The sequence below is a fragment of the Thermodesulfobacteriota bacterium genome (assembly GCA_040757775.1).
In the GTDB taxonomy this organism is placed as follows: Bacteria; Desulfobacterota; UBA8473; order UBA8473; family UBA8473; genus UBA8473.
Genome location: JBFLWQ010000013.1, coordinates 57991 through 76479, shown reverse-complemented (window position 1 = coordinate 76479; position 18489 = coordinate 57991). Strand labels below are relative to the sequence as shown.

At 41.3% G+C, this 18489-nt stretch carries 14 protein-coding genes; all 14 read left to right on the top strand.

From position 1 onward, the window contains the following. Positions 1 to 496: 496 nt before the first annotated feature. The 14 genes from AB1401_09440 (at position 497) to AB1401_09375 (ending at position 18319) form a co-directional block, all read left to right on the top strand. Complete coding sequence (locus AB1401_09440) at positions 497 to 3847, top strand: caspase family protein (GenBank protein MEW6615674.1); 3351 nt, start codon at positions 497 to 499, stop codon at positions 3845 to 3847. 140 nt (positions 3848 to 3987) lie between these two features. Next, positions 3988 to 4227 (top strand): DUF433 domain-containing protein, encoded by a 240-nt coding sequence (locus AB1401_09435; protein MEW6615673.1) that lies wholly within the window; start codon positions 3988 to 3990, stop codon positions 4225 to 4227. Positions 4228 to 4232: 5 nt separating this feature from the next. Continuing rightward, the gene (locus AB1401_09430) at positions 4233 to 4529 is read left to right on the top strand and encodes a DUF5615 family PIN-like protein (GenBank protein MEW6615672.1); all 297 of its coding nucleotides are present in this window, start codon (positions 4233 to 4235) and stop codon (positions 4527 to 4529) included. A 129-nt stretch (positions 4530 to 4658) separates the two neighbouring features. Then, a complete protein-coding gene (locus AB1401_09425) occupies positions 4659 to 7184 on the top strand; it encodes a caspase family protein (protein ID MEW6615671.1) in 2526 nt (841 codons plus the stop codon). A gap of 18 nt (positions 7185 to 7202) precedes the next feature. After that, positions 7203 to 7505: a hypothetical protein gene (locus AB1401_09420; protein ID MEW6615670.1), complete on the top strand. Its 303-nt coding sequence runs from the start codon at positions 7203 to 7205 to the stop codon at positions 7503 to 7505. A gap of 304 nt (positions 7506 to 7809) precedes the next feature. Continuing rightward, positions 7810 to 8319 carry a hypothetical protein gene (locus tag AB1401_09415; protein MEW6615669.1) on the top strand — a complete coding sequence of 170 codons (510 nt, stop codon included), beginning with the start codon at positions 7810 to 7812 and terminating at the stop codon, positions 8317 to 8319. A gap of 87 nt (positions 8320 to 8406) precedes the next feature. After that, entirely contained in the window at positions 8407 to 8886 is a 480-nt protein-coding gene (locus tag AB1401_09410; protein MEW6615668.1) for a hypothetical protein, read from the top strand. 20 nt (positions 8887 to 8906) lie between these two features. Next, entirely contained in the window at positions 8907 to 9326 is a 420-nt protein-coding gene (locus AB1401_09405; GenBank protein ID MEW6615667.1) for a hypothetical protein, read from the top strand. Between the two features lie 70 nt (positions 9327 to 9396). After that, entirely contained in the window at positions 9397 to 9570 is a 174-nt protein-coding gene (locus AB1401_09400; protein MEW6615666.1) for a hypothetical protein, read from the top strand. 38 nt (positions 9571 to 9608) lie between these two features. After that, positions 9609 to 12848, top strand: coding sequence for a caspase family protein (locus tag AB1401_09395; protein ID MEW6615665.1), 3240 nt, complete (start codon positions 9609 to 9611; stop codon positions 12846 to 12848). A gap of 227 nt (positions 12849 to 13075) precedes the next feature. Further along, entirely contained in the window at positions 13076 to 14128 is a 1053-nt protein-coding gene (locus AB1401_09390) for a caspase family protein (protein MEW6615664.1), read from the top strand. Positions 14129 to 14358: 230 nt separating this feature from the next. Further along, a complete protein-coding gene (locus AB1401_09385; GenBank protein MEW6615663.1) occupies positions 14359 to 14571 on the top strand; it encodes a hypothetical protein in 213 nt (70 codons plus the stop codon). Then, positions 14550 to 15044 (top strand): nucleotidyl transferase AbiEii/AbiGii toxin family protein, encoded by a 495-nt coding sequence (locus tag AB1401_09380; GenBank protein MEW6615662.1) that lies wholly within the window; start codon positions 14550 to 14552, stop codon positions 15042 to 15044. The genes AB1401_09385 and AB1401_09380 overlap by 22 nt, the downstream gene beginning before the upstream one ends. Positions 15045 to 15091: 47 nt before the next feature. Beyond that, positions 15092 to 18319 carry a caspase family protein gene (locus AB1401_09375; protein MEW6615661.1) on the top strand — a complete coding sequence of 1076 codons (3228 nt, stop codon included), beginning with the start codon at positions 15092 to 15094 and terminating at the stop codon, positions 18317 to 18319. Positions 18320 to 18489 lie beyond the last annotated feature (170 nt).

Here is an 18489-nt window from a genome sequence, read left to right as displayed (position 1 = left end):
TATTTAGTTTTTTGCGCCAGATTGTGCCACGTCTTACCCCCCTCTTCTTCTTATTAACCCTGAGGAAATCCCTTTTCTGTAAAACAGCTTGACTTTGGAAGAAGCTATTTTTCTTTGATAAAGATTATCAAATCTTTCTGTCTTTTAATTATTTTTTTGTTTTCTAGCATAACTTTTAGACAAGAGTTAGTCAAACCCTTTTTGCGTATCTCAAGTTTAACCATATGCTTTCCGAAGCCACCCATCAGCTCAGAGAGTGACGGGAGATATGAAATGCTCCATGCAAAGATTTGAATTGCAAATACATCCCAGATTGTCTTATAATTTCTAATAAAAATTATTTGAGCAAGGTTTCTTGATAAGTCAAGGAGACGAGTGTGTCTGCGCAATCAAAAGCCTTGGTATGTTTTCTGATAATCCTCCTTGCATCATGCGCAACTCCAAAAATTTTTTTAAAAAGCACAGGTGTCTCTATAATAAATGAAGGAGTCGCGATATGTATAAAACGAAGTATGTTTTAAAGAGATTACTGCTATCCTTTGCCATTATTGCTTGTTCAGGCAATGCCTTTGCTGCTGAAAAGTCTGACCATGAGCGTATCAGTCAGGGGACTGATACTGAAGGTTCAGCACAAGTTTTTGTGCAACTGGGGCATACAGGTGGTATTAAATCTGTAACCTTTTCTCCTGATGGGAGGTATGCATTATCTGGGAGTACAGATCACACCCTCAAGCTCTGGGAGATTTCAACAGGCAGGGAGATGAGGACATTTACAGGACATACCAATAATGTTGCCTCCGTTGCATTTTCTCCTGATGGGAGGTATGCATTGTCAGGGAGTGAAGATAAAACCCTTAAGCTCTGGGATATTGCAACATGGAGGGCGATAAGGACATTCAAGGGACATTCAAAAGAGGTAAATTCTGCAGTTTTTTCAGCAGATGGAAGATATATCCTTTCAAGCAGTGAAGATGGAACCGTTAAGTTATGGGATGCTTCTACGGGTAAGGAAATTAGAACATTTACCTATGTCGGAGAAGAAATTGTTAGACAACCAGACGGTCGGCTTGAGAGGATAAAAGTTACCGGTACCAGAAGTAGAGAATCGGCGATATTTTCTCCGGATATGAAATATGTGTTATCAGGAGGTAGAGAGGGGATTAAGCTATGGGATATTGAAACAGGAAAAGAGATAATAAGGCAATTTGTAGGTTCAGGGATAGCCGTTTCTCCTGATGGCAAATATGTCCTTTCATTACTCTTTAAAACCCTCAAACTCTGGGATATTGGGACAGGAAAAGAAATCTGGACATCCGTAGAGCTTCCAAACTATATCCAATCCATTGCCTTTTCCCCAGATAGTAAGTATGCATTATCAGGTGACCAGGGTGGTGCGGTGAAGCTCTGGGATATTTCGACTGGAAGAGAAATAAGGACTTTCACTGGACATTTGCCTCTTGTTGCCTCGGTAGCTTTTTCTCCTGACGGAAGATATGCCCTGTCAGGAAGCATGAATGATAGGGCCATAAAGATATGGGATGTAGAGGCAGGGAAAGAAATAAAAAACTTGGGGAGGCAGGTATATGGAGTTTCAAGTATAAGTTTCTCAAAGGATGGGAGATATGTTCTTGCCGGCAATGGGACGAATCTCTGTTTATGGGATGTTTTATCCGGCATAAAAATAAGGACATTTTCAGGACATCAGGAAACAGTCTATTCAGCAGCCTTGTCACCTGATGACAGATACGCGGCATCCGGAGGCGAAGATAAAACCCTTAAACTCTGGGATGTTTCAACTGGCACGGAGAAAAAAACACTTATGGGACACACTGATAGAATTCTCTCCGTTGCCTTTTCACCTGATGGCAGATATGTTCTGTCAGGAGGTCCCGATAATACCCTGCGGTTATGGGAGGTTGCCACGGGAAAGGTGGCTCGGACTATCTTAGGGTCTGGTTCAAAGGGACAATTTACTGAAGCTGTTTTTTTGCCAAATGGAAGGTTTGTTATGAGCAGCTATATGGACTTAAGTAGTGCATTTAACCCTGTTACGACCTTAAGACTATTTGATATATCTGCCGGAAAGCAAGTCAAGTTCATTTCTCCTGGTGCATTTGGCATGTCTGTATCCCCTGACGGCAGGTACGTGTTTTCAAATATGTTTCAACTTGTTGAGATTGACTCTGGTCAAGCTGTTCGCAATTTTTCCCCAAAAGGGTATGCTGCAAAGAGCGCCTTCTCTCAGGACGGTAATTATCTCCTCACAACAGGTGAAAAAAATCTTCTGCTCTGGGATGTGGCAACCGGAGGAAAGATAAGAGAATTCAAGGGACATATAGATAATACTTATCCTGCAAGCTTTTCACCTGCTGACTCCAGATACGTTGTCTCCGGAGGCTCTGATGGTACAATTAGACTCTGGAATATTCATACAGGCGGGGAGATTGCCCGTTTTGTAGGTTTTATTGACGGTGAATGGATTGTCATCACCCCTGAAGGCTATTACAACTCCTCTGTCAATGGAGATAAGCATCTCAATGTCCGCATCGGCAATAACGTCTATGGCATAGACCAGTATCGTTCAGCGTTCTATAAACCTCAGATAGTTGAGGCAGCATTAAGGCTTGGTGATACACAGAAGGCGATTGCAGAAACCATCGGGGTTGATAAAGAAAAGCCCGCTGTTACAGTTGCTTCAATTCAGAACATAGAGCCCCCGTTCATTGTTATTAAATCCCCTGAAGACGGAAAAAAGATGAGTTCAAGTGATGCTGAAGTCTCCCTTTATATTGAAGACAGAAATCAGACGATAAGGAATGTAAAGGTGTATGTTAATGGAAGGCAGGTTACAGGCAGTGAGGCTTCGCCCCGACTTGTCGGGGCTCGCAATGACATCAGGGGGATTAAAATCACTCACAAAGGTATAGAAGTGCCAGAAGGCAAAAAGACCCTGGATTTAAAAATACCTGTTCATCTTGAGACAGGAGAGAATCTGATAGAGGTTATGGCATTCAATGGCTTTTCCGAAGGAAGGAAATCTATCCGTATATATCTTGAAGTGGCAGGACAGGCGTCCCGCCTGTCAGAGGCAATCCTCCCTAACCTTTGGATACTCTCCATAGGAATAAACAAATATCAGGACAAGAACCTAACCCCGCTCTCTTATGCAGTTGCTGATGCAGAGGGTGTTGTTGAAGCATTCAAATCTCAAAAGGGGAAGCTATTCAGAGAGGTAAACAACCTCATCATGAATGACAACAGCCCCATAAAGCCGACCCGTGACAATATTACTGACAACCTCGATTATGTGAAAAAGGCAGGACATAATGATGTTGTCATATTATTCATTGCGGGTCATGGGATAAATGACGACAGCGGAGAGTTCTATTTCCTTCCTTCTGATGCTGTCATATCAGAGGACGGCTCTATAAAGAAGTCAAAGGCTATCTCATGGAGGGATATAAAGGCGATACTGGATATACCTGCAAAGAAGATTATCTTTGCCGACACCTGCCATTCAGAGGGGGTGAGTGGTAAAAAGACCAGGGGTGTTGACAATGACCGTTTTGTAAAGGAGCTTCAGGAAGCGAATGCGGTTATATTTACATCAAGCAGGGGAAGAGAGTTGTCTCAGGAATCGGATAAATGGAGACATGGCGCTTTTACCTATGCCCTGATAGAAGGGATAAAAGGAAAGGCGAATCTTATAAAGGATAATAAGATTTCCATGAAGGAGCTGGATACCTATGTATCAGAGACAGTGCCTCAACTGACAAACGGCGCCCAGCACCCGATTACAAATACCCCTGATGGTTATGTGAATTTCCCTGTAGCGGTGGTGGAATAAAGACATTTTTTTTGGGGGAAAGACAGTGATGTATATAATTTGAGATGAAAGCAATGATAAAAAGCCCAATATTTTTTTCAGTTAGTTTATAATCACCTAAATGACATAATGCACACAAATTTAAAGGAAGGTGAACTACAATGACTCGGCCATTCAATCGTATAACCATAAATTCAGAAGTCTGCATGGGGCAGCCCACGATAAGGGGAATGCTTATTACTGTTGCCTTTGTGCTAAAATTGCTTGCCTCTGGCATGACCCATGAGGAAGTCCTGAAGGCATATCCGGAACTCGAGAGAGAAGACATTCTTCAAACTATTGAGTATGCAGCGTGGCTTGCAGGGGAGTATCATCATCCTATTCATGCTTATGCTGAGTAAATGATATGGAATTAAAGTTCATAACAGATATACACATCTCTCCTCTTACCGTTAATGAATTGAAAAAGAACGGGTATGACATTATTCGCGTTACAGATAAACTTCCTGCAACAGCTTCCGACGATGAGATTATTCAACTGGCATATCAGGAACAGGCTGTAATCATTACGCAGGATCTGGATTTTTTTGCAATTATCGCTCAAAGCGGACTTAACTGGCCGAGTGTTATTTCATTGCGTGTCGCTAATGCCAAACCAGATATGATTACAGGACTTCTGATAACAGGTGTTGCCTCGAATTGAAGGTGAACTTACTGAAGGAGCAATTGTATCAATAGATGAGACAGAGTATCGTATCAAAAATCTTCCCGTGAAATAGAATGGCAAAACTTTCAGACCGGCCAGTAATAAAGGACATTGGAGGAGGGTGAGATGAAGGTATTTGACGAAATGACACTGCCGAGAATCCTGGTTGTTATTTCGCTGATTTTTCTTACTTCATGCACAATGGCAACAGCAGTACCAGAGATTTATTTGAAGCAGAGCGATATTAAGATGGAACTCAAGAAAGATGCTTACGGCATAGAGACGTTGTATGTTTCAAAAGATGGAAAATATATGCTAACCGGGACTATGGGGGATGTTTTATCACCAAAGATGGCTTCAATGCGACTATGGGATCTGACCGAGGGAAAGCAGCTTCTGATGAAACCTTCCTTGTCCAAATGGATAGACTCTGTTGCTCTATCTCCTGACAGTAGATATTCTGCGATAGGTGGATGGGCTATACATGGTTGGCAAGGAAATAAGGCAAGTGTTCTTGAAATATGGGATATTGTTAATGGTGTCTTATTGAAAGATTTTAAAGAGTTGCGTGGTTCAATAGTCAGTGGTGTGAATTTTTCTCCTGATGGAAGATATTTGCTTGCCACCACAGGAAATGATATTCATCTAATTGACACAAAAACATGGAGTATAGTCAGGACAATGAGTTCTGATTATCAGAAACCCCCTTTCAGACCATTTGTTCCCTCCATGCCATATTTTTCCTCTGCAGTCGCAGCATTTTCCCCGGATGGGAAGTTCATTCTTTCAGGAGGTCCGGATGGTGTAGTCCGATTGTGGGATGTTGAAACAGGAAAAGAAATAAAGCAGTTCCGTGGACATAAAAGAGGATTAATGGGGGGAGTTAGTGCTGTCGCTTTTACTCCTGACGGCAGTTATGCGCTGACAAGCGGCTGGCACGACGATAATGTCATGCTCTTGGACATCAAGACGGGCGATGAAGTTAGGCGATTTTCAGGATTTGAAAGCTATATGTCTGTGTACGTGTCCGGTCTTGCTCTTTCTCCTGACGGGAAGCATGTATTGATTGAGGGCATTCCACTAAAAATTTGGGATATTCAAACGGGGAAGGGGTTGACAGATCTTAGCTATATATGGAAAGGAATGAAAACTGCGAGTATTGGAAAAGCACAGTATCATCCCAACTGCCAATATGTTTTATTTTCGTGGAGTGAACCTGCAGTGAGAATTTATGATATCAAAACAGGTGAGGAAATAGCAGTGCTTATAGGCTTTGAGGGTGGTGAATGGTTGGTAATTACATCAGAAGGTTACTACAATGCCTCCGAAAAAGGAGCGCAGTATCTGAGCGTGAAGGTAGGTGACAAGAAATACGATATGAACCTTTTCTATGACGTCTTCTACCGCCCGGACATTGTTGCTGCCAAGTTGAGGGGAGATGACATAAAAGACTTAACCACAATCACGATGCAGGATGCAATAAAGAACCCACCGCCTGTTGTTGAGATAAGCCCTATCTCACCCTTGCCAGCTTCTTCAAAAGTAAAAGTCTGTTATAAAGTAAAGAGCACAGGAGGAGGAATAGGAGAAGTCAGGCTCTTTCATAACGGGAAACTCATAGAATCAGACGGATACTACAAAGAAGCAGCCAGAACAGCTACAGAAAAGACCCAGGTTGCAAAACTCGACAGCAAGGCAATCTACGAAGACATGAGAAGCGTAAAGGTAAAAGAAAAGGCTGACATTAGCCCTGTAACAACCAGGACAAAAGGGGATGTTTTTAATGACTGTAAGGAGATAGATGCAATATCAGGGGAAAACGAGATAAGCATAACAGCATTCAACAGAGATAACACAGTCCAGAGCTACATGCAGACAGCAAAATTCAACTCAACAATGAAACCTGAAGAACCGCACATCTACATCCTTTCAATAGGTGTAGACCAATATAAAGATAACAGCGTAAACCTCAAATACGCAGTAAAAGACTCAAAAGACATAGAAGAAAGGTTGATAAAACAGGCATCAACATTATACAAGTCCCACAACATCCACTACGAACTACTTACAGACAGCAATGCCACAAAGGCAAATATAATCAACAAAATCACTGACCTTTCAAAAAATGTAAAGCCGACCGACAGCTTTGTCCTTTTCGTTGCAGGGCATGGGATATTACTTCAGAACCAGTACTACATGCTCACATATGAATATGACGGAAAAGTAAGCGACGCGAATATGATAAGCTCAAATGAAATTGTGGAGATGTCGAAGAAGATAAAGTCCTTATCACAACTCTTTATCTTTGACACATGCCATGCAGGAGGTGTGGACTTAATTGTGAGTGGACTGTATGATGCCCGCATGTCTGTATTGGCAAAAAAGATGGGGCTTCACATATATGCATCAGCTAGCTCAATCCAGCAGGCAATGGACGGATACCAGGGGAACGGGTTATTCACATACACACTTCTTGACGGACTGAACAACAAAAAAGAGGCAGACAGGAACAAAGACAACAGTATAAGCCTTGTTGAGCTTGGAGAATACTCAAAGACATCAACAACAGAGATATCAAAGAAGATAGGGCAACAGCAGACGCCGCTTATTATCAATTTCGGGAAGGACAGTGCTGTGTATAATTTAAACTAACTCTGTAAAAAGAGATTGATGATGGGAATATGGGTTGGCATAATTGTTTTCGGTTTCTGCGCCGTGTTCAGTTTTTATATGGCATATCTTGCATTCAGAACAGGCAGCAACGGGGCTTTTCTATTTACAGGCTTTGGACTGCTCTTCGGGGTTCCATTCATAACCTCAGTGTTCAAGGCTCTTTCAAAGAGGAGTGCGGTCAAGCCCGAGCCTGAGTCCGTAAGGTTTGTCCCTCACTGGTTTATGATGACCGCTATAATATTTATCGGTCTTGTTATTTTAGCATCAATAGTGATAAACATTATAAAGGCTCTCAGGTAATAGAGGCTGAAAATAAAGATACTGAATAGCAACTGATAATTAAATAAAAACATGTGATGAGAAAAAATATTATTCAAACTTAAGGTTAAGAAAAACAAATAAGCGTGATGTATTGAGAGATGCACAGTTAACGATAAAAAAACAGTATGAACAGCAGTACTTCTGGGCAGCCTTTCAGTTAACGGGTATGACTGAGTAGGAGGATGTAACTGGAAATACAAGCAGGAGGCGCAATTCCCTGTGGTAGATTCAAAGGGAATGAATTTCCCTCTTGTGATTTTAAAATAGAAGGAAGAGGGTTAATATGAAAACAGCAAAGTATTTCATAAGAATAATGCTTCTGTTTATTTTTTTTATTGTATTGATCCCTAAAGGATGGGACAAGGAAGAAAAGAATTTTTCACACGCTTACACAAAAACAGGGGATAAGGTATACGGAGTAGAGCTTTCCGGACCGCATAATACTGCTAGCTGTGTTCGAGCAGAAAAAGTACCTGGATCTGGAGGTGAGGTTATCCAAATAAAGCAGGGAAATGTCGGCACTTTCTATAAACTCCGACTAGGTGTCACAAATATAATTAAAGCTGATTATCTTGATGAGGCTGGCATAAAAAAGCATGGTTTAATAGCTATACTGACATTATTTGTTGAAGGGAATCCCCCGCAAGAAAAGGACTTTAAGGTTCATGCGGGGCAAAAAATAATAATGGATAAATACTCAGTGTATGTGGAAGAAATACGAGGAACGGTTAAAGGCTTAGTAATATTGCGGATAAAGAGTATAAAAGGTATAAAAGGGGACGGTTCTAATTAAATGGAAAATGCTGCGAACAAGAAGATAGGGATAATAAATAGAACCGTCCCCTTTATTTTTCTGATATAAATTATCTGGAGGTGTTCTATGAATAGAATGCTTATAATGCTTATAACATTTGCTTTAGTCCTTTCTCTTGTATCCTGTTCCTGGCTAACGAGTTTTTATGTTGCAAACAAGTCCGATAAGCCAATCGTGGTAACTTACCGATACAAGCAGTATAAAAATCCAAAAACCCAAGAAACTATCTGTTACTTTGAAGAATCAAAGGAATTACCCAGAGTCTGTAAAGGTAAAGAGGATGATTGCAGAACACTTCAGCCAGACGAATATAGATACGATAAAGATAAATGCGAATTGGAGGTCACTTTAGCGCCTGGTGAGGCTATTAAAGTAGCTAAAATATGCTGTACATATACTGGTCCTGATGAAAGGTTTGCTCATAGATTTGATGTTGGAGAACTTACTATAAAGACACCCAGTGGCTTAATTAGATACGATGGTTTTGAACTCTTAAAGGCATTCAAAAAGAAAGACGATACGCTGTATGTTTTGGAATATAGGTGATGAAAAATTGGAGGATCAAGATGAAAAGTAACATTTTGTCAGGCTTGGTGATATTGATATCGCTTTTCTTTTATGCCTTCTCTGTGCAGGCAGAGGAAAAGCCTGAAAGTCCTGTAAACCCCAAGAATATTGTTTATGAAAAGTACATATCAGAAGGTAATTTTTTTATTGTATTGATCCCTAAAGGATGGGACAAGGAAGAAAAGAATTTTTCACACGCTTACACAAAAACAGGGGATAAGGTATACGGAGTAGAGCTTTCCGGACCGCATAATAAAGACGATGCCCGCCTGACAATCTCCGTTTTGTATTATGAGTACGGACAGTTTTTTAAAAGTTATGAGAGATATATCAACCTCAAAACAGGAACTTTCACACGCCTCGCCCCAGAAAAAGATGTCTATATTAACAAATACGGCAGTGGCAGGAAGATAGGCTAAAAAATTTGAGATTGAAACATTTGAACTTATTCTGCTGCCTTTTGATCTGCCTGATTTCAAGGAAGGCATCATGTATGAAATTGCCCCGCCTTCAAAGAAAGTTACGGTAATAGAAAGATACATTGTAATCCCTGCCGAGAAGGGTTTTTATGTATTGAACTACAGGGCATCTCCTGATATTGTAAAAAGTATTGAAGGGATATTTGAAAAGGTTTTAAACTCTTTTGAACCATTGATAAAATGAAAAAATTATACGGCTGGAAAAATTTTCTTGGGAGGGATATGTTTAGATTTATGAGTTTACTGCGCTTTTTAACGGTCGGATTTTGGATTATTCCCATACTGTCAATCACCCCTGTCTCTGCCTCTGAAAAGCTTGCCCCAGCAGGCAGTAAGCAGGTGCCCGAGATTTTTGTGCAGTTGGGGCATTCACAAAGGATAAACACCGTCGCCTTTTCTTCTGATGGTAGATATGCCTTATCTGGTGAAGGCAAAATGATAAAAATTTGGGATGTCATCACGGGGAGAGAGATCAGAACATTGGTTGGCCATGACGCTACAATAAGACATGTTGGTATTTCCCCAGACGGCAAATCGATTATCTCGATTGATGGCGATATTGGTCGGAACACTCTTAAAATTTGGGATATTAATACGGGCAAAGAGATTGAAACGATTCCACTCTCTCAGCCTAATATTGTCTATTCTCTTTCTAAAGATAACAAGTATGTTTTAACAGCGAATCCTGTGAAAGATGATGAAATCAATCTATTAGATGCCATTACCGGAAACAGGATAAAGACTTTTCAAAACCGGGAAAGAAATGTCACTAATAATATTACGCTGTCTCGTAACAACAAATATGCAGCTTCTATTTACGAGAACGGACTTGTAAAAATTTGGGATGCATCTTCCGGCAAATTATTAAGAGAGATAAGGGGAGCACAAAAGATAAAAATCCAAGGCGAAGAGCCAATAGATATTACAGATGATGGCAGATTTGTAATCTTCCCAGAATATGACAATAATTTGAATCAAGAGCTTAAGCTTTTCGATTACAAAAGCGGGAAATTAATCCGGAATATACATAAATACGGGAAAAATGATCCTGCATTTGCAATGTTTTCTCCGGATGGGAAGCATATTCTCTGGGCAGAAAATAATCAGAAAGTCGAGAGATATGTGCTTCATCTCGAAGAGACCACAACCGGCAGAAAAGCCTGGTCATCTGAGGATCTTGCTAGCGGTGTTTTGACAGCAAATTTTTCTCCTGACAGGAAATATATTTTAACCGGCCAGTGGAATGGCGGGCTCAAACTTTGGGATATTTCGACAGCAAAGGAAATACGATCATTTTCCGGAAAGACCATAACAGAGAGGGCATTTGGCTACTCTCCGGCAAATAATCTGGTGCTTTCAGGCACAAATCTCTGGGATACCACAACCGGCAATATCGTAACTACAATTCAGGGTGTAGACAAATCATATCTGTTGCTTTCCCCTGACGGCAAAAATGCATTGGCAAAGGAACACAAACTGCTCTTTGATATTAGAACAGGTAAAAGCAATGTAGTATTTCCAGCGGAGCAGGCAGATTTGAGTCTAAGCAAAACAATCTTTTCTCCCGAAGGCAGATATATCCTGAGTGATTTTGAAGGAACGTTAAAATTATGGGACATCTTTAACGGTAACATTAAAATGACATTTAAAGCCCATGCCAATTTTCCTGGGACAGATGCGATCGGTTTTTCTCTGGACGGCAGATATATAATTTCCAGCGGACGCGGGATGGGAAAAGAAGAAAAAGCTACCTTAATCCTTTGGGATATAAATAGCGGTGCCAGGATTTGGGTCGTTACGTTAGACAATATAGTAGCTGAATCGCTTAATTTTTCTCCCGATGGGAAACTTATCCTTTTAGGAGATTCGGTCAACAAGAGCCCGGTTATTTATAGTGCAGCAGATGGCAGAAAAATAAAGGTATTAGAACATTCTGATTTTAGAACTCGTACAAGTTGCATAACAATATTTTCTCCGGATGGAAAGTATATTTTGTCATCAGACCCCTATGAAGACAATGTCATTACGCTTTGGGATATTGCCACAGGCAAAGAAATTAAACTATTCGGAGGGCATAGAGGCGGGGTGAATTCTCTTGCCTTTACTCTGGACGCCAGACATTTTTTGTCAAACAGCTATGACGGCACGACCCGCTTCTGGGACATTTCCACAGGCAAAGAAATTGCTCAGTTCATTAGCTTTACCGACGGCGAGTGGATTGTCATTACGCCGGAAGGCTATTTCAACGCCTCTCCGGGTGGAGCAAAGCACTTAAATGTTCGTGTTGGCAACAACGTCTATTCCATAGATAATTTTTATGAAAAGTTCTTTAATCCTGTTTATGTGGCCTCTGTATTGCAGGGCAAAAAGATTGAGGCAGTAGCAGATATGAGGAAGGGAATCTTACCTCCTCCTGATGTAAAGATTACCTCCCCTGAACCGAATAAGGAATTCAGCACAGACACCGTGACAATTACGGTTTCCGCAAAGGACACAGGCGGAGGCATTGATGAGATAAGGCTCTATCATAACGGAAAGGCAATAGGCGAAGACACGAGGGCTGTAAAGATTGTTCCAAAGGGAAATGAGACAATAAAGACATACACAGTTGCCCTCGTTGATGGACTTAACACATTCAGGGCAACGGCATTCAGCAAGGACAGGACAGAGTCAAATCCCTACGAACTTATTGTAAAACTTACAGCCCCGCAAAAGGATGTATCCATGTATATCCTTGCAGTAGGCATAAACAAATACAAAAATCCTGCCCTTAACCTTAACTATGCAGAACCAGATGCAAGAGGCATTGTTGATTTTTTTAAACAGAAAGGTAAGGGGCTGTTTAAAGATATTGAGATTATTGAAATTTACAATGAGCAGGCAACAAAGGAGGGGATAGCCTCAAAACTCAGACAATTGCAGAACACCCAGCCGCAGGATGTAGTATTGATATACCTTGCAGGGCATGGAGAGAACATAGAAGATAAATGGTATTTAATTCCCCATGAGCTTGTCTATCCCGAAAGGGAAGACGAAGTTAAAACAAAAGGGATAGCATCAGATGAACTGGCAAGATACATAAAGGACATAAAGGCACAGAAGATACTGGTGCTTGTTGATGCCTGCAAATCAGGGGCTGTGCTTGTGGCATTCAGGGGATTTGAAGACAGGAAGGCACTATCGCAGTTATCAAGGTCAACAGGGGTGCATATAATAGCGGCGTCAACAAAAGACCAGTTTGCAGCAGAAGTGAAGGACCTTGGACATGGGGTATTCACGTATACGCTTCTTGAAGGACTGAAAGGTAAGGCAGCAGGCGGAAGCGAGACAGTGACTGTCCGTAAGCTTATGGGATATGTTGAGGAACAGCTTCCAGATATAACAAAAAAATACAAACAGGAGGCACAGTATCCTGTTGTAGATTCAAGGGGAATGGATTTTCCGCTGGTGGTTGCAAAATAAAAAAAGTTATGATAATGTACTGTAATAATAACAGGCATCGTTGTCTTTGCTATAAACTTTTAGGACAATGAGACTGTTAATACATATTTTGCCACCCTGAATTCGTTTCAGGGGCTCATAACGTATTGATTTTATTAGATGCTGAAATACCCTGAACTTGATTCAGGGCAGCATTACATTTTCCCTTTATATCCTAATTGTGACACAGCCTCAAGGGGGGTGAAGTTATGAAAACACAAAAATTCCTTTTTCTGCTTTTTGCAATCGTTATCACAGGCTGGGCTGCGTCCATCGGTTTGGTTCATGCCGATGACCGCAGTGTTACAGTAAATCCCAGGGAAGGCACTGAAATCACGACAGTTGCCTACAGCAAATACTTTGCCATCATCATAGGAAATCAAAGCTACAAACACCTGCCAAAACTCAAGACCCCAGTAGCAGACGCAAAGGCAGTTAATGAGATATTAAGAAACCAATACGGCTTTGAGACAAAACTCCTCATAGATGCGCGGAGAAAAGACATACTTTCAACCATAAACGACTTCAGGAAAAAACTCTCATCAAAAGACAACCTCTTGATTTACTATGCAGGGCACGGAGAATTTGATAAGACAGCAGACAGGGCATACTGGCTTCCTGTGGATGCGCAAAGGGACGACCCTGTTGACTGGATTAGCGCAACAGACATAACAGACAACATCAAGCGGATTGCCTCCAAACACATCCTCATCGTATCGGATTCATGCTATTCAGGTACACTCACAAGGGCTGCGGCAGGAGACCTTTCAACAAAAGGTGCTAGAGACGAGTTCATAAAAAAGATGATGGAGAGAACCTCCAGAACCCTTATGGCAAGTGGAGGCAACGAGCCTGTGGCAGACAGCGGAGGTGGCAATAACTCGGTCTTTGCAGCAGCGCTCGTAAAAGCCCTCAAAGAAGCGGACAAGCCCTTATTCACAGCAGAAGAACTCTTTCACGGCAGGGTAAAGACTATTGTAGCAGGCAAATCAGAGCAGGTTCCTGAATACAATGATATAAGAAACTCAGGACATGAGGGAGGGGATTTTGTATTTCAACTTGCGTCTGCTCTGTCAATCGGTGTTGTATCCCCTAAAAAAGAAGAATTGCCTTCGTCCGAACTCAGCGAAGAGATGAGGAAGTTGCAGGAGGAGAAAGAGAGACTGGGAAAAGAGCGTGAAGAATTAGAGCAGAAAAAGGCTTTAATGGAAGAGAGAAAGCGTATTGAGGAAGAAGGGCAGAAACTTAAGAGGAAAAGATAACCCCCCAGAGTCCCTCCTTATTTAAGGTGGGAAGGAAGGGGGGTACAGACTTCCTGCTTCGCTGGTTTAATCTTGCAGATTGAACAAGATATTAATGTGTGGTTCATGCTACAAGCCTGAACCAGCGTTGAGAGTTGGAACAACAAGCTATCATCGAGAAGAAGAAAGCAGGAGCCGGAGATTTTTTGCAGCCTTATGAATATAAAAGATTCTGCTCAGGAGGTGACTATATGCCTGTTTTAAAATATAAGACATTTGAAAATGCGGAAAAGAATCTCTGGAATTTTATGCCTGATAATAATTATTTTAAGTTGGTTTTCTCTTTAAACAGCACTATATTTAAAAAGACAATAGTCAAAGATTTTCCTCGTGGTGTTCATAAATACAAATCTCTCAAAGACGCCCAAAAGGAAATGGAAAATTGGCTGATGAAAAGAGCATAGACAGAACTCTGTTTGATATCTGCAAGGCATTTAATTCTGAGGGTGTTTCATATGTCCTTATTGGAGGATGGGCAGTAATAATACACGGATTCCCCCGTCTTACAAACGATATAGATTTTCTGGTAGACAGTTCTGAAGAGAATATATCAAAAATAAAGTATGCACTGAACAGGGTTTTTAATGATAAGTCTATTGATGAAATCAGACTTAGTGATGTTACAGAATATTCAGTTATACGATATATTTCCCCTGACGGAGCAACGATAGACTTAATGGCAAAGATTGGTGAGGTTGCAGACTATAAGAGTGTGCATAACCATATAGTATTGTTTGAAGTTCTTGGGAATGAGATTCCTGTTTTAGATGTAGAGGCTTTGATCCGGCTAAAAGATACGGTCAGGGATAAAGATAAAATAGACTTGGCTTTTCTGAAAGAAAAACTTAAAAGGGAAAAACTTAACATAAAAGATTGAAATAAGCTCTGAGCATAAATTCTTTTATCAATAAACAAGGGGAAGATATGAGAAAGACACCCCTTCGGATTAAAATTTTTACTTTTCTAATCCTTTTTATCCTGCCGTGTGTTACGATTGCCTCTGAAAAGCCGGAGATTTTTGTGCAGACTGGACATGCCGGGTATAAAATTATAAGTGGTGTTTTCTCAGTCGCCTTTTCCCCTGATGGCAAGTATGCATTATCTGGAAGTGCCGATAAAACGCTCAAACTCTGGGATATTGCGTCCGGTAGGGAGATAAGAACATTTAAAGGACATTCAGATGCGGTTATTTCCGTCACCTTTTCTCCTAACGGGAGATATGCATTATCAGCATCCGAAGGCCCAGATCACGTCAATTATGATCTAAAGCTCTGGGACATTTCATCCGGTAAGGAGATAAGGACATTTAAAGAGCGTGGGCCCTACATTTACTCTGTAGTCTTTTCTCCTGACGGAAAGTATGTATTATCCGGAAGCAGTTATCCATACGCCACGCTCTGGGATGTGGCAACAGGTAAAGAGATTAGGAAATTTACTACGCCTGGCAAAACAGTCTTCTCTCCTGATGGAAAATATATTCTTTCTCTTTCCCTAAGTGGCAGAGTAAGAGGTATTGCTCTATGGGAAGTTGAAAGCGGCAAAGAAATAAGGACGTTAATTACAGGACATGAAAATGATGTTTATTCTTTCGCCTTTTCCCCTGACGGAAGGTATGTGGTCTCGGGAAGTGGAGGTAAGAACGCTCTTAAGCTCTGGGATATTGCAACAGGCGAAGAGATAAGAAATTTTGAGGGAAATATCAGTAAAGCGATTTACTCTGTAACCTTTTCCCCTGATGGAAGGTATATTTTTGCTGCAAACGAGACAGACCGTAAAGACGCCATCGATCTCTGGGATGTTCAGACTGGAAACAAAATAAGGTCATTTACGGGGCATTCACAAAGAGTATTTTCAATCGCTATTTCACCTGACGGAAAATATGTCTTGTCAGGAAGCGAGGATAAAACGCTAAAGCTCTGGGATATTGCGTCTGGCAAGGAGATAAGGACTTTTACGGGATATACGGACAGGGTTTTCTCCCTGGCCATTTCACCAGATGGCAGGTATATGGTTTCAGGTAGGGGGGATCGCACTCTTAAGCTCTGGGATATATTTACAGGAAAAGAGATTCGCACATTCAAAGGGCATGAAGACAGCATCTATAGTGACGACCGCAATATCATATCCGTAGCGTTCAGCCCTGATGGCAGATTTGTTCTTTCAGGAAGTAAGGATAATATCATCAAGCTCTGGGAGATCGCAACCGGGAAAGAGATAAAGTCTTTTAGTGGGGGGAGTAGTCACGAGGTCAAATCTATAGCCTTTTCCCTTGACCGTAAATACGTTCTTTCTGTTGCTTGGAGAACAATCACGCTCTCAGACATCGAAACAGGGAAAGAGATAAGGATGCTTAAGAAAAAAGATGATTACTTCGCTGATTCCATGTCCATCTCTCCTGATGGCAGATATGCAATTTCAGTGGTTGATAAGGATCTTACACTCTGGGATATTCAAACCGGTAATGAGATAAGGACATTTGAGAAGACTTCGCAGACATATATGATAGAATCCGCCGCATTTTCACCCGACGGACGATATATTGTATCAGGCGGTTGGAGTGACCCTGCTCTCTGGGATATTATCTCGGGAAAAGTGATAAGAATATTTAAAGGGCATGAAAAAGTGCGTGCTATAGCCTTTTCCTCTGATGGGAAATTTATAGTTACAGGAAGTTGGGGAGACGGCACACTCAAGCTCTGGGATGTCCAAAAAGAAAATGAAATCAAAACATTTAAAGGGCATGCAAACGATGTTTATTCCGTAGCCTTTTCCCCTGATGGGAAACTTATTTTTTCCGCAGGCTTTGACGGTACAACAAGAATCTGGGATATCTCCACGGGCAAAGAGGTTGCTCAATTCATCAGTTTCACCGACGGCGAATGGATTGTCATTACGCCTGAAGGTTATTACAACTCATCATCAAATGGCGATAAGCATTTAAATGTCCGCATCGGCAATAATGTCTATGGCATTGAAAATTACCGCGAGGCATTTTTCAGGCCTGATATCGTAAAACTTGCGCTCTCAGGAGGTTCTTTAAAAGACTTTAAGACATTGGCTGATGTGAAACAGCCTCCTGTTGTTGAGATTGTGAATACTCCATCTAACGTAAATAAGGATGAAGTCTTTGTAAATATAAAGCTCGTTGATTCAGGCGGAGGGATTGGTGATGTCCGGCTTTATCTTAACGGCTCTGCTGTCATCCTTGACAGCGCAAGGGGAGTTAAAATAGTTCCTACAAGCAAGAACGAGGTCATAAAAACCTATAAGCTTAAGCTCACAAATGGTGCAAATACAATCCGCGCAATCGCATTTAATGCCGAAAACACGATGCAGAGCAAGGACGCGATTCATGAGATAACCGCCTCATTTAAATCCCTCACAAAGCCTTCTCTTAACGCCCTCATAGTCGGCATCAACGAATACAAAAACCCGAAGTTGCAGCTTAAATATGCTGTTCCGGATGCAGAGCTTTTTGAATCCACGCTCAAAAAAGTAACTGCCGGCCTCTTTGAAAAAGTAAACATAAAAAAACTTGTTACAAAAGAACAAACATCAAATGAAAACATCATAAAAGAACTTACGGCTTATAAATCATTGAACCCTGATGATGTCTTTGTATTTTTTGTGGCAAGCCATGGCACAGTGGATGAGGGAGAGTATTTTTTGATTACATCAAATGTCGGCTCGACGAGAACAGAGAAACTAAAGACAGACGCCTTATCTCAGGTCATGCTTAAAGAGCTTATAGCCAATATCCCTGCGACAAAGAAGCTGATCATTATTGACACATGCAGCGCGGGTGCTTTAGGAGAGGCGATACAGGTCGCAATGCTTACAAGGGGCATGAGTGAGGACACTGCAATGAAGATATTGAGCCGTGCGGTTGGCTCAACCATTCTTTCTGCTTCCACATCTTTGCAGGAGGCAGTGGAAGGATATCAGGGACATGGTTTGTTCACTTATGTGCTTGTAGAAGGGTTAAAGGGAAAGGCTGATAAGGGCAAGTCAGGCTATATAAAAACAACCGAGCTCGCTGATTATGTGGATAATGAAGTGCCTGTATTGGCGGAAAAAGTATTTAGAAAAGTACAGTATCCCACAATCTCAATAAGCGGGCAGGCTTTTCCGATAGGGAAGACAGGTGAGTGAATGTGATGAGTTTGAGGTTAATTAGTGAAATGACTATACCATTAGGCATTTAAAGACAGAGGTGGTGTGATTTATGATCACTATTCTTAAAAAGTAGATAGACAACATGTCAGAGGATGAGCTTAAAGAGGTTTTTCGCAGGGAATATATTAGGAAGCTTACCCGATAGA